Origin of the sequence: Microbacterium sp. NPDC087665 (assembly GCF_044743285.1) — a bacterium.
Lineage (GTDB): Bacteria > Actinomycetota > Actinomycetes > Actinomycetales > Microbacteriaceae > Microbacterium.
The window spans coordinates 458,288-470,282 of record NZ_JBIUWD010000004.1 but is presented as its reverse complement, the minus strand read 5'-3'; the positions used below and the strand labels follow the sequence as shown (position 1 = coordinate 470,282).

Below are 11,995 nucleotides of genomic sequence, written 5' to 3'. Positions count from 1 at the left end.
ACGCGGCGCTCTAGACTGGGCGGATGACCGACCAGACCCCGCAGGTGCGCCTGGAGCGTGCCAAGGAAGCCTCCCGCGCGACAGCCGCTCTCACCAGCGATGAGAAGGCGCGCGCGCTCGAGTCGATCGCGGTGGGGCTCGAGCGTCATTCGGCGCGCATCATCGAGGCGAATGCGCTCGACATCGCACGGGGTCGTGAGAACGGCATCGGCGATTCGCTGATCGATCGCCTGCGCCTCGACGAGCAGCGTGTCGCGGCGCTCGCTTCCGCCGTCCGTCAGGTGGCCGCCCTCGCCGACCCGGTGGGTCGAGTCGTCGGAGGGCACCGGATGCCCAACGGCGTGTCTCTCGAGCAGGTGCGCGTGCCCTTCGGCGTGGTCGGCGCGATCTACGAAGCGCGACCCAACGTCACGGTCGATATCGCGGCGCTCGCGTTGCGTTCCGGCAATGCCGCCGTGCTCCGGGGCGGCAGCGCCGCACGTGAATCGAACACCGTGCTCGTCGAGATCATGCGCGAATCGCTCGAAGCCGCAGGGGTCACCGCCGAGGCGATCCAGACGGTCGACGACTTCGGTCGGGAGGGTGCGAAGGCGCTCATGCACGGACGCGGCTACATCGATGTGCTGGTGCCGAGGGGCAGTGCTGGACTCATCGAGACCGTCGTCACCGAGTCGACCGTTCCGGTGATCGAGACGGGGGCCGGCAACGTCCACATCCTGCTCGACGAGACGGCCCCCGACGACTGGGCGCGCGACATCGTCGTCAACGCCAAGGTTCAGCGTCCGAGCGTGTGCAACGCGGTGGAGACGGTCCTCGTGCATCGCCAGGCCGCACCGCGTCTCGTGCCCCTGGTCGCCAGTGCTCTGCAGAGCGAGGGCGTCGCGATCCACGGCGACGACATCGTCGCGGGGCTCGTCTCGAATGTGATCCCGGCGGTCGAGGAGGACTGGGAGACCGAGTACCTCGGCCTCGAGATCGCGATCAAGGTCGTCGATTCCCTCGACGAGGCACTCGCGCACATCCGTCGCTACAGCACGGGGCACACCGAGTCGATCATCACGACCGATTCGCGCAACGCGGAGCGATTCCTCGCCGAGGTCGACTCGGCCGTGGTCATGGTCAACACCTCGACCCGATTCACCGACGGGGCCGAGTTCGGGTTCGGCGCCGAGGTCGGCATCTCGACCCAGAAGCTGCACGCGCGCGGTCCGATGGGGCTCGCCGAGCTGACGAGCACGAAATGGCTGGCGCGTGGGTCAGGGCAGACCCGGGGCTGAGGGATAGACTGGGATGCGCTGCACCGCCTCAGGTCACGAAACGGAGACACGATGAACCTCATCGCACAGGTCGCGATGGCCGCTGCCGAAACCGAGCACCACGGAAATGTGGCACTCGAGACTGTCATCTTCGGCATCATCGCCGCGCTCCTGTTCGGTCTTCTCGGTCTCGTCACGCTCTCGTACCGCAACGTCGCCAACCGCCACTCGGCGAAGGCCGAGGCGTGGGCGGCGAAGCACGGCAAGGACGGACACGAGGCAGGGCACGGCCACTAAGGCGTTATGAAGACCGCGACCTCGCGCGCTCCGCGCATCGGTGTGATGGGTGGAACCTTCGACCCGATCCATCACGGGCACTTGGTCGCCGCCAGTGAGGTCGCCCACTCGTTCGATCTCGACGAAGTCGTGTTCGTACCGACGGGGCGACCGTGGCAGAAAGACGACGTGACGCCGAGTGAGCATCGGTATCTCATGACGGTCATCGCCACGGCCTCCAACCCGCAGTTCACCGTCAGCCGCGTCGATGTCGACCGTGAAGGCCCGACGTACACGATCGACACACTGCGTGACCTGAAGCGCGATCGTCCGGGCGCCGAGCTCTTCTTCATCTCGGGAGCCGACGCCGTGGCGCAAATTCTCAGTTGGAGGGACCATGATGAGTTGTGGGAGTTGGCCCACTTCGTCGCGGTCTCCCGGCCAGGACACGTCCTGAGTACGGATGGCCTCCCGAGCGACAACGTCAGCCAACTGGAGGTACCGGCGCTATCGATATCGTCGACGGCCTGCAGGGCTCGGGTTCGAGACGATCAACCCGTCTGGTATCTCGTCCCCGACGGAGTCGTTCAGTACATCGCGAAGCATCACCTGTATCGGAGCAAGGCATGACTACATCGGATCAGCACGATCAGGGTCCGCTGACGCGCAAGCAGCTGCGGGAGATCCGCCTCACGGGTTCGACGCCCGTGATCACCGAAGACACGGTCGCACCCGCCCCGCAGGCGCCGCCCGTCCCCGCCGCTCCGCCGGCCCCTCGCGAGGCCGAGCCCGTCGAGGCCGATCGTGCCCCCGTGCGCGACGCCGACGTCGATCCGGGTGCCGCACCGCTCACGCGCCGCCAGGCCCGTGACCAGGAGCGCGTGCGCACAGCATCCGTCCCGATCATCGACCCGGCCGCCGCGAACGCCGCCGTCGACGAGCCCGCCCCGGCCGCCGACGAAGCGCCCACCGCTGACGCAGAAGCCGCCGATGTCGTCGCTCCCGAGGCGGAGGTCGTCGAGGCGGAGGTCGTGGAGGCTGACGTCACCGAGGTCGTCGAGGCCGAGGTCGTGGAAGCCGAGACCGTCGAGGCCGAGGTCGTCGAACCGGAGATCGTGTCCGGCGTTCCCGACTTCGCATCGGCCGACGCCGCTGACGACGACGATGACGACAGCGACGACGAGGTCGTCATCGCTCCCGTGAGCGCATCGAGCGCATCGACGTCGGTCGGTGACGTGCCTCTCGACGTGGTCGATGAGACCGTGACGCACGAAGCGTCGGAGCAGCTCGTCGAGACCGAGCAGGTCGACGACGTCGACCTCGTGCTCGGACTGGACACCTCCGACGACGACTCCGATGTCGACAGCGATGACGTGCTGGCCGACGTCGACTCGGCGGACGACGACGTGGTCGAGCCCGATGAGCGCCCCACGGTCAACCCTGCGTTCGGTCAGAGCCTGCTCGCCGACGACCCCAAGCCGTTCACGCCCTCGTTCGACGACCTGCTGACGGTGGGCGACTCGAACGGATCGCAGCACACGTCTCCGAGCGCTCTCATCTACACCCCGTCGCACGGTGAGGGCTCGCTCTCGGGCCCCGTCGCATCGACCGGAGAGATCCTGGTGACGGGCTCCTACGAACTGCCGCGCGGCATCGGCTCGCAGGGCCACGCCGACGGCGTCGCCGACGGCAAGGACATCGACGCCGTCCTCATCGACGGTGAGCTCGCTCCCGCTTCTTCGCCCACGCCGATCGCCGCGAGTGCCGCGGTCAGCACACTCAAGCCCACCGGCGAGGTAATCCGACCTCCCGCCCCTGAAAAGGGCAACAGACTCATGCTCATCCTCGCGATCGTTGCGGGTGGTCTCGCCCTCGCACTGGGCGTGGTCCTCGTCGTCGCCTTCACCACGAATGTGTTCTAATGCAATCACCTGAAACCGCTGAAGAAATGCTGCAGCTCGCAGCTGCCGCCGCCGTCTCCAAGGGCGGTGAAGACCTCGTCGCGTTGAACGTGTCGGAGCCGCTGCCGCTCGTCGACATCTTCCTTCTCGTCACGGGAAACAGCGAGCGCAACGTCGCCGCGATCGCCGACGAGATCGAGGACAACCTCATCGAAGCCGGCCACAAGCGCGTTCGTCGCGAGGGGCGCGCAGAGGCCCGCTGGGTGCTGCTCGACTTCGGCGACCTGATCGTGCACGTCTTCCACCAGGAAGAGCGCGTGTATTACGGCCTCGAGCGCCTGTGGAAGGATTGCCCGGTCGTTCCGATCGAGCTGCCCGAGCCCGTCTCGGGCGAGTAGGCGCAGGTCGAACCGCTGAGTCGCGTCACGCGCTCAGCGGTGTACGACGATGCAGCATGCCCCGTTCGGCGCGCGTCTGAGGCGGGACCGCGGGCGGCTCGGCGATGACATCTGCTGCACTGTCATGCGTGGGTTGAGCGACGTCTAAGGGTTCTGGAACATCATCTCGATGCCGCGACGCAGGATCTGGCGGCCGCACGGTCGCCCCCGGATGCCTTCGAGAACTGAACGCCAGTTCATGCCTGGTTTACCGGGTCGAGGATGTCAAGGGGGTGTCGTTCGTCGTGCCCGGCACGCACACTGTCTCGTGGGGGAGAGAGTGCTGGGAGGCCGTTCCATGTCAGAAGATCCTGAACCACGATACGAGCTTCGCCGCATCACGCCATCGGAGTGGGTGCTGAACGATCTACGATTCCCGGCTGACGACCCGCGCCACGTGGTGGCGTGCGTGTACGAGTACGCCGAGACCGAGGTCGAGGTCGTGTGGGTACGCGATCTGCCGCTCGCGACGCGGTACGCGAATGCCCTGGAGGTTCTCGAGGACGTGGAGCGGATGCAGGTGGCGAACCGGGCGACGAGGCCCATCCCCATTCCCCACCACCCGCCGCTGAGGGCGAAGTAGGCGGCCGGGGGACTGCGCGTCAGAAAGAGCTCGCCGCCTCGTTGATATACCGGGGAGATTGCGCGCAAACGAGCGCGCCCCCGGAGAGGAAAGCGCATGAAGCGTGCACAACGTCTGGGAATCGCGGCGATCGCGGCGGCAGCGGTGGTGGTGCTCCTGACAGGATGCTCCATCATCAGCGACGTGCTCGGTGGAGGAAGCGCGGTGCGCGACCCCGAGAACGCGGAGATCACGGAGGGTGGTGATCTCGACGTCTTCACCCTCAAGATCGGGGACTGCTTCAACGACACCACCTCGACGACGGTGAGCGAGCTGCCGGTCGTGCCCTGCGCCGACCCGCACGACAACGAGATCTATTTCGAGGTCGCGATGCCCGAGGGCGAGTTCCCCGGCGACGACGCGGTCACCGCTGCGGCTGATGAGAACTGCCTTGCACAGTTCGAGGCGTTCGCGGGCATCGCCTACGAATCCTCGGTGCTCGACTACAGCTATCTGACGCCCACCGACGGCAGTTGGGACAACAACGGAGATCGCCTCATCCAGTGCCTGATCTACGACCCGAGTGCCCAGGTGCAGGGAACCCTGAAGGGTGCTGCGCGATAGCTGCGTGCTCCGAGCGGGGACATCGAACGATCTTGCGCGTGTCGGCGTAATGAACCGGCGCCTCGCGCGTCTTCCTAGATGGGTCGAAGAGTGCACATCTCCGACCGGCACGATCATGAAGGAGTTCCATGTCCCCCGCTGGAGTCGCCCAGAAGCCGTCCTCGTCGGCAGTGAGCACCGGAACGGTGCGCGTCTCGCTCGTCGTCCGTGACGAACGAGGATTCCCCCACTACTACGAGGAGCTCGAGACGACCGCTGACGCCGTACGCGACGCTTACGACCTGATGGCGCGCCGCTCGGTGAGCGATTCCCGCGAATAAGGGGAGATCAGACCGTCTCGGGGCGCTTCTTCCGGAACGGACGCGCCGGTGTGTGCGGCCCATCCCACACGGTGATGATGCCCCAGGCGACGGCGGCGAGCGGCACCGACAGCACCGCACCCACGATGCCGCCGAGGATCGTTCCCGCGGTCAACGCGAGCAGGATGACGAGCGCGTGCAGTTTGAGCGAGCGCGCCATCACGACCGGCTGAAGGAAGTTGCCCTCGAGCTGGTTCACGAGAACGACGATGCCGACGACGATGAGGGCGGCCACAGGGCCGTGGGTCACGAGTGCGACGAGCGCTGCGAGAATTCCGGCCGCCGTCGCTCCGACGAGCGGGATGAATGCGGTGAGGAAGACGATGACCGCGAGCGGCACGGCCAGCGGGATCTGCAGGATCGCGAGTCCGATGCCGATGCCGAGCGCGTCGGCCGCTGCGACGATCGACGTGCCGCGGATGTAGCCGCCGAAGACGTCGACGGTCTTGTCGCCGACGCGGCGGGCACGGGCGTAGCTCTCACCGGTGAACGGGCGCAGGAGGAACTCCCAGATGCGCGGCCCGTCTTTCAGGAAGAAGAACAGCACCACGATCATCAGGGCGAGACCGGTGAAGAAGCTCGCGGTGGCCGAGACGCCCGCCAGGGCGCCCTGGCCGAACGAGGCGCTGGTGAGGAAGTCGCCGGCGCTGGCCCAGACGTCGTCGAGATCGATGGCACCGAAGTCGAACGGCAGGGTGTCGAGCCACGCGGTCACCTGGGTGATGCCGTCGGTGGCGGAGTCGACCAGATCGTCCCACTGCGAACGGACGGTGAGCACGATGATCCAGACGATGCCGCCGAGAACGGCGATGATGCCGATCAGAGCGATCCAGGTGGCGAGGATCGAGGGCACGCCGCGTCGACGCATCAGGCTGACGACGGGGTGGATGGCGGATGCCAGGATCAGCGCGATCGTGACCGGGATGAACACCAGCGAGAGCTGAGTGATGACGAACACGGCGACGGCGACGAGGGCGAGAACGATCAGCGTCTGCAGGCTGCGCGTCGCCACGAACCCGAAGCCACGAGACCACAGCCCGGGCTCCGCAGGCGGTGTCGGCATCTCCGGTCGCCGGAACAGTCCCATCATGCGTGCCTCCCCGTGGATCGCGAGCGCCGCGTGCGCCCGCAGAATCAACCTAACAACCGTTCGCCTCGTGACTCCTGTGCAACCCACCCCTCGGACGTGGCAGATTGAAGGCATGGATATATCTTCGAGCGAGCCGTCCCGCGCTGTCGGCCGTACGTTGCTCGTCGGATACGGAAAGCTGGGGAGTCGGCTCGCGAGTTCGCTCACCGCCGACGGCGCTGAGGTGATCGCGCTGCGGCGCACATCCGCCGATCTGCCGACCGGCGTGACCGGAATCACCGCCGATGTCTCTCGTCCGCTCACGGAGACGTTGCCCCGCGTCGATTCGATGGTTGTCACCCTGCCGCCGGGGAAGAGTATCGACAGCTACCGCACGGCTCTGACGAATCTTGCGCGTGCCCTGTCCGAGATTCCGCCTCGCACGGTCTTCGTCTCGTCGACGGGGGTGTTCACCGGGGCGGTGCCCGCCCGCGCGCTCACCGAGCTGGACGAACCCGCGCTCACGACGGATCGAGCACGGGCGCTGCGCGACGGCGAGCATGCGGCGCAGGAGATCTTCTCCGCGGTCGTCGTGCGGCCGGCAGGTATCTACGGTCCCGGTCGCGACTTCCTCATCCGTCGCGTGCAGGAGCATGCCACCGTCGACTACCAGCGGTGGACCAACCGCATCCACGAGACCGACCTGGTTCGCACGCTCGAGGTGCTCCTGCGGATGCCGGATCCCCCCGCGCTCGTTCACGCCCTCGACGAGAAGCCCGTGCCGCTCGGGGAGGTGGTGGGTTTCATCGCTGAGAAGCTCGGGGTGATACCCCCACCCGACCTCGATGCGCCTCATTCCACGGGCCACGTGCTCGACGGCTCGCTGCTTCGCCGGGTGCTCGGAACATTGGAGTACCCGACGTACGTCTCCGGGTACAGCGAGATGATCGAGCACGCGACGAAACCGACGGGTGACGGCAGCTAGGAGGCGAGCTCTGCGGGCACGCCGTTGCGGATGCGGAACCAGAGTGTGAGCTCGGCCAGCGCTCTCGTCGACGTCGAACGGTCGGTGTCGGAGCCGAGGTCTGCGAAGGAATCGCGGTAGCCCGCCGGAATGCTCCCGTCGGTGTCGCGGAACGCCTCGTACCCCATGGTCCAGTCGGCGAACCGTCGGGTGCGCAGTGTCTCCTGAAGCAGGATCTTCAGATCGTGGTGCCGCGAGTCGCCCGTGATGCGCTGGACGAGCGCGGTCACGACCGCCGGTGCGCCTTCGAGCACCTGGATGAATCGTCCGCCGCGGTAGAGCAGCATGCCGGTGACACCTCGCTCGGCGTTCAGCGCCCTGCACTGCGTGAGCAGGTGGGCGACCGCGGTCTCGCGCAAGGGGTGCGAGGCGGTGCTGGTGTAGACCAGGGAGATCAGCTCATCGTTCTCGTCGGCCATCACGAGACCCCGATCGCGTCTTCGTTCGCACCGGACAGAGGTGCCGGGGATTCGGACGCCGCCAGCACCGCGGTCGTCGCGTCATGCAGGGCGGAGAACTCGCCGAGGTGCTGCGCGCGGGCGTTGAATGCGAAGTAGTGCCCATCGGGCTGACGGTCGACGTAGCCGAGGAATTCGCCATCGCGACTCCCGACATGGAATCCGTCTTCGACACACGCCCAGAGGACGCCGGCTGGATGTTGATGAAGGTCGTTCACCGGGGAAGTGTAAGTCGATGCCACCGACATCCGCCTCCCCCTTGCTTTTCGCCGCGGAGTTCCGAACGGAGACGAAACCCGCAGTGGGGGAGTCTCTCGCTCCGGGCGACGCCGGTCAACCCCTTATCGCTCCGCAATGCACCCGCCTAGGGTGATCGCACGACCGAATGAAGGAGACCACGATGAGTGATCCGAAGAACACGCAGGGAACGCCGGGACCCGACGAAGAGGCCGACACCGCCTCCGGGGGAGCGCCCGAGCAGGCCGACCAGAAGACGACCGACCACACCACCGACGAAGACGGCACACCGGTCGAGAACCCCTCGGGGGGCTGACCATGCCGAAGTGGCTCAGCTGGGCGCTCGTCGGAAGCGCCATGACGCTCGGGGTGATCGTGGGAGCCCGTCTCGCACGAGGCGAAGGCGGAGCAGCCCGCGGCGTGAGCGATTGATCGTCCGGCGCATCCGGAAAAGCAAAAGTCCCGCGATCTCTCGCGGGACTTTTGCTGTTTCGTTGTGGACCTGGGGGGACTCGAACCCCCGACCCCCTGCATGCCATGCAGGTGCGCTACCAGCTGCGCCACAGGCCCATAATCGCTCCGGACTGACCGGGGCAACTTGAAAAGAGTACTACAGGAATCGGCGCCAACACCAATCGGTGGCGGCGTCCCGGGCGCGTCGGGGCAGGAGACCGCCGCCGACGATCAGGCCGCGGAACAAGAGGGACCCTCTCGATGTTGATTCGGGCGTGAGCATCCTCGACAGCATCGTGATCGGCGCGGGCCAGGCCGGCCTGTCGGCGTCGTATCACCTGACCCGGCTGGGCATCTCCCACGTGGTGCTCGACGGAGACGCCGAACCGGGCGGGGCCTGGCGCCATCGCTGGGATGCTCTGACGATGAGCGACGTGCACGGCGTCGCCGAGCTCCCGGGAGACGCCCCTCCGCCGCGTGACGAGCAGCGTGCGAACATCGCAGTTCCGGCATACTTCGCCGAATACGAGCGAGCCCACGCGCTTCCCGTCGTCCGTCCGGTGCGGGTCGACCGCGTCGATGACGAGGAGGGCATCCTCGTCGTGCGCGCGGGGGAGCGCGAGTGGCGGTCCCGCACCCTCGTCAACGCGACCGGAACGTGGACGCATCCGTTCCTCCCGCACTACCCGGGAATGGAGACGTTCCTCGGCGAGCAGCTGCACACGATCGACTACCCGGGACCCGAGCACTTCCTCGGCAAGCGCGTGCTGGTGGTCGGTGGGGGAGCATCCGCCGTGCAGTTCCTCGGTGCGCTCGCCCCGATCACCGACACCCTCTGGGCGACGCGTCGCGAACCGGTCTGGCGCACCGACGACTTCTCGCCCGAGGCGGGCGCCGCTGCGGTCGCCCTGGTGGAGCAGCGCGTGGCCCAGGGGCTCCCGCCGCAGAGCGTCGTCAGCGTCACCGGTCTGATGCTGCGGCCGCAGGAGCGCGAGGCCGAACGGCTGGGCGTGTACGAGCGACGGCTGCCGATGTTCGCGCGCATCGAACCCGACGGGGTGCGCTGGGCCGACGGCACGTTCGAACGCGTCGACATCATCCTCTGGGCGACGGGGTTCCGGCCCGCGATCGGCCACCTCGCACCGCTGCACCTGCGGAGCGCCGCCGGGGGCATCCAACTCGACCGGCGCGGACGCGGCACGACGGCGGTCGCCGACCCGCGGATCCAGCTCGTCGGGTACGGTCCGTCGGCGAGCACGATCGGCGCGAACCGGGCCGGCAGGTCAGCCGCGAAGGGCGTGCAGAAGGCGCTGGCGAGCATTCCGTCGATACGCTGAGCACATGCTCCGCATCGTCCTCCTGGTCATCTGGCTGCTGCTGTCTGCCTGGCTCGTCATCTGGACCGGCGAAGGACTGTTCGGGGTGAATCAGCGGGAGTCGATCCTCCCTTTCGGCGGCGAAGACACGCTCGGTGCCCCGATCATGATCGGCGTGGCCTGGGGACTGTTGCTGACGTTCGGTGGCGTGATGCTGGGGCCGCGCCGTCGGCGTCTCACCCGGGGCGAATCGCACATCGGTGTCGGTCGCATCGTCGAGGTGTCCCGCACCGGAGCATCGATCAACGACGTGCCGCAGTACGACCTCTTCCTGCGGGTCACGCCGAAGGACGGTGACGACTTCATCGCCCAGCTGCGGATGCTCGTCGAACCGACCGACCTCGCCGCGCTCCAGGTCGGCCACCCGGTCGCCGTGCGATACCGGGCGGGCGTCGAGGATGCGGTCGAACTCGCCGACCTCACCGACCCCGCGGTGCACGCGGCGATGCTGCAGTGGCGCATCGACCGGGGGCTGCTCGACCCCAGTCAGGTGCGCGCACGGACCACGGGAACATCGGTGCCGGCATCCGTACTCGAAGTGCGCCCGACGGGGCGGCGTCGGGAAGGGCAGAGCGAGCTCGCCTTGAAGGTGCTCATGGCTCCCGAAGGCGCGGCCACCTGGGAAGCCGACACCACCGTCTTCGTGTACCCCGAAGCGATCCCGCACCTGCAGGTGGGGGCGCCGATCTGGGCGTTCTACCGCTGGGAGGATCCCACGACCGTCGCTGTGACGATCGAGAAGGAGGCCGGACGATGAATCCGATGGACACCGTCTTCTGGCTGCTCAACTTCCCGGCGGCGCACGGCTACGTGATCGTCTTCATCGCCGGCTTCTCGATCCTGGGGCTGTTCGCCCTCTCGGCGAAGGGCGTGGCCGCGGGCGGCGCACTGCAGCGGATTCGCGAACGCGAAGGCCTCGTACGCGAGGACGCCCGCCCGCCCCGCGACATCGCCGGCGCATTTGTGCGTGTGGTCGCCCGCATCCTCGCGCTGGTCATGCTCGGATCGTTGGTGATCGGCATCCTGAGCCTGACGGGCGTGCCTGTCACCCGGGCCTACATCTTCGACAACGGCCGGCCGACGACGGCCACCCTCGACGGCGACTGGGTGACGTTCACGACGGCCGAGGGCGTGAGATACACGGTGGAGAGCAACTTCTTCACCCCGGCCGTCTACCCTGACCGCGATGCGTACATACCTGGCGGTCAGGCGGTGGTCGTACGCTACCTACCAAGCCATCCGCAAGCCTTCGTGATCGACAGCTCGCAGCTGTCGGAGTGAGGAAAGAACGCATGTCCCGCATCATCGTCTTCGGAGGGCACGGCCGTGTCGCTCTGCTTCTCGCCCCCCTTCTCGCCGCGCGCGGTGACGAGGTCACCTCGGTGATCCGCAATCCCCAGCACATCGCCGACGTCGAGGCGGCCGGCGCACACCCCGTCGTCGCTGACATCGAGACGATGGGTGCTGCGCAGATCGCCGACCTCGTGCGCGGCCATGACGCCATCGTGTGGTCCGCCGGCGCCGGTGGAGGGTCTGCCGAGCGCACCTATGCGGTCGACCGCGACGCCGCGATCCGCTCGATGGACGCGGCGAAGTCGGCGGGCGTCGACCGCTACGTCATGGTGTCGTGGCTGGGCTCGACCGCCGATCACGGCGTTCCCGCCGACGACTCGTTCTTCGCCTACGCCGACGCGAAGTGGGCAGCCGACGAGCACCTGCGGGGCACCGCGCTCGACGGCACGATCGTCGCGCCCGGCACCCTGACCCTCGATGAGCCGACGGGGCGCATCGAGATCGACCCCGACGGCCATGGCTCCGTCTCTCGTGCCGATGTCGCGGCAGTGATCGCCGCATCGCTCGTCGAACCGTGCACGCTGGGTCGCACGGTCCGCTTCGGCAACGGAGACCCGCAGTCGGCCGTGCCGATCGCCGAAGCCCTCAGCTGCTGACCTCGGCGCCTGAT

At 67.6% G+C, this 11,995-nt stretch carries 17 protein-coding genes and 1 tRNA gene; 14 read left to right on the top strand and 4 right to left on the bottom strand.

The window, feature by feature from the left end:
- Positions 1–23 precede the first annotated feature (23 nt).
- The 8 genes from ACIOSY_RS12160 to ACIOSY_RS12125 all read left to right on the top strand — a co-directional run bounded on the left by ACIOSY_RS12160 (position 24) and on the right by ACIOSY_RS12125 (position 5,376).
- The gene (locus tag ACIOSY_RS12160) at positions 24–1,277 is read left to right on the top strand and encodes a glutamate-5-semialdehyde dehydrogenase (RefSeq protein WP_400853520.1); all 1,254 of its coding nucleotides are present in this window, start codon (positions 24–26) and stop codon (positions 1,275–1,277) included.
- A 51-nt stretch (positions 1,278–1,328) separates the two neighbouring features.
- Positions 1,329–1,553: a hypothetical protein gene (locus tag ACIOSY_RS12155; protein ID WP_400853518.1), complete on the top strand. Its 225-nt coding sequence runs from the start codon at positions 1,329–1,331 to the stop codon at positions 1,551–1,553.
- Positions 1,554–1,559: 6 nt separating this feature from the next.
- Complete coding sequence (nadD, locus tag ACIOSY_RS12150) at positions 1,560–2,162, top strand: nicotinate-nucleotide adenylyltransferase (RefSeq protein WP_400853516.1); 603 nt, start codon at positions 1,560–1,562, stop codon at positions 2,160–2,162.
- Positions 2,159–3,454: a hypothetical protein gene (locus ACIOSY_RS12145; protein ID WP_400853514.1), complete on the top strand. Its 1,296-nt coding sequence runs from the start codon at positions 2,159–2,161 to the stop codon at positions 3,452–3,454. Before nadD ends, ACIOSY_RS12145 begins: the two co-directional genes overlap by 4 nt.
- Positions 3,454–3,831: a ribosome silencing factor gene (gene rsfS / locus ACIOSY_RS12140; RefSeq protein ID WP_400853512.1), complete on the top strand. Its 378-nt coding sequence runs from the start codon at positions 3,454–3,456 to the stop codon at positions 3,829–3,831. The genes ACIOSY_RS12145 and rsfS overlap by 1 nt, the downstream gene beginning before the upstream one ends.
- Positions 3,832–4,168: 337 nt before the next feature.
- Positions 4,169–4,453, top strand: coding sequence for a hypothetical protein (locus tag ACIOSY_RS12135; protein WP_400853510.1), 285 nt, complete (start codon positions 4,169–4,171; stop codon positions 4,451–4,453).
- 96 nt (positions 4,454–4,549) lie between these two features.
- Positions 4,550–5,056 carry a septum formation family protein gene (locus ACIOSY_RS12130; RefSeq protein WP_400853508.1) on the top strand — a complete coding sequence of 169 codons (507 nt, stop codon included), beginning with the start codon at positions 4,550–4,552 and terminating at the stop codon, positions 5,054–5,056.
- 128 nt (positions 5,057–5,184) lie between these two features.
- Entirely contained in the window at positions 5,185–5,376 is a 192-nt protein-coding gene (locus ACIOSY_RS12125) for a hypothetical protein (protein ID WP_400853506.1), read from the top strand.
- Positions 5,377–5,383: 7 nt separating this feature from the next.
- Here the strand turns inward: ACIOSY_RS12125 and ACIOSY_RS12120 are convergent, their stop codons facing one another.
- On the bottom strand, positions 5,384–6,502 hold the full coding sequence (locus tag ACIOSY_RS12120) for an AI-2E family transporter (RefSeq protein WP_400853845.1): 1,119 nt from the start codon (positions 6,500–6,502) through the stop codon (positions 5,384–5,386).
- Between the two features lie 115 nt (positions 6,503–6,617).
- On the opposite strand from ACIOSY_RS12120, the gene ACIOSY_RS12115 reads away from it, so the two are divergent.
- On the top strand, positions 6,618–7,469 hold the full coding sequence (locus tag ACIOSY_RS12115; RefSeq protein WP_400853504.1) for a hypothetical protein: 852 nt from the start codon (positions 6,618–6,620) through the stop codon (positions 7,467–7,469).
- On the opposite strand, the gene ACIOSY_RS12110 is transcribed toward ACIOSY_RS12115, so the two are convergent.
- Entirely contained in the window at positions 7,466–7,927 is a 462-nt protein-coding gene (locus ACIOSY_RS12110; protein WP_400853502.1) for a BLUF domain-containing protein, read from the bottom strand. The two genes, ACIOSY_RS12115 and ACIOSY_RS12110, sit on opposite strands and share 4 nt — an antisense overlap.
- Positions 7,927–8,184 carry a hypothetical protein gene (locus ACIOSY_RS12105; RefSeq protein ID WP_400853500.1) on the bottom strand — a complete coding sequence of 86 codons (258 nt, stop codon included), beginning with the start codon at positions 8,182–8,184 and terminating at the stop codon, positions 7,927–7,929. The genes ACIOSY_RS12110 and ACIOSY_RS12105 overlap by 1 nt, the downstream gene beginning before the upstream one ends.
- 182 nt (positions 8,185–8,366) lie before the next feature.
- Here ACIOSY_RS12105 and ACIOSY_RS12100 point away from each other — a divergent pair, with 182 nt between their 5' ends.
- Entirely contained in the window at positions 8,367–8,519 is a 153-nt protein-coding gene (locus tag ACIOSY_RS12100; protein ID WP_400853498.1) for a hypothetical protein, read from the top strand.
- 181 nt (positions 8,520–8,700) lie between these two features.
- On the opposite strand, the gene ACIOSY_RS12095 is transcribed toward ACIOSY_RS12100, so the two are convergent.
- A tRNA-Ala gene (locus tag ACIOSY_RS12095) sits at positions 8,701–8,773 on the bottom strand.
- A 158-nt stretch (positions 8,774–8,931) separates the two neighbouring features.
- Between ACIOSY_RS12095 and ACIOSY_RS12090 the strand changes: the two genes are divergently transcribed.
- The 4 genes from ACIOSY_RS12090 to ACIOSY_RS12075 are packed head-to-tail and all read left to right on the top strand — an operon-like array spanning position 8,932 to position 11,981.
- On the top strand, positions 8,932–9,993 hold the full coding sequence (locus tag ACIOSY_RS12090) for an NAD(P)-binding domain-containing protein (RefSeq protein WP_400853496.1): 1,062 nt from the start codon (positions 8,932–8,934) through the stop codon (positions 9,991–9,993).
- Positions 9,994–9,997: 4 nt separating this feature from the next.
- Positions 9,998–10,789, top strand: a complete 792-nt coding sequence (locus ACIOSY_RS12085; RefSeq protein ID WP_400853494.1) for a hypothetical protein — start codon at positions 9,998–10,000, stop codon at positions 10,787–10,789.
- Positions 10,786–11,313 (top strand): hypothetical protein, encoded by a 528-nt coding sequence (locus ACIOSY_RS12080; RefSeq protein ID WP_400853492.1) that lies wholly within the window; start codon positions 10,786–10,788, stop codon positions 11,311–11,313. Before ACIOSY_RS12085 ends, ACIOSY_RS12080 begins: the two co-directional genes overlap by 4 nt.
- 11 nt (positions 11,314–11,324) lie before the next feature.
- Complete coding sequence (locus ACIOSY_RS12075) at positions 11,325–11,981, top strand: SDR family oxidoreductase (RefSeq protein WP_400853490.1); 657 nt, start codon at positions 11,325–11,327, stop codon at positions 11,979–11,981.
- Positions 11,982–11,995 lie beyond the last annotated feature (14 nt).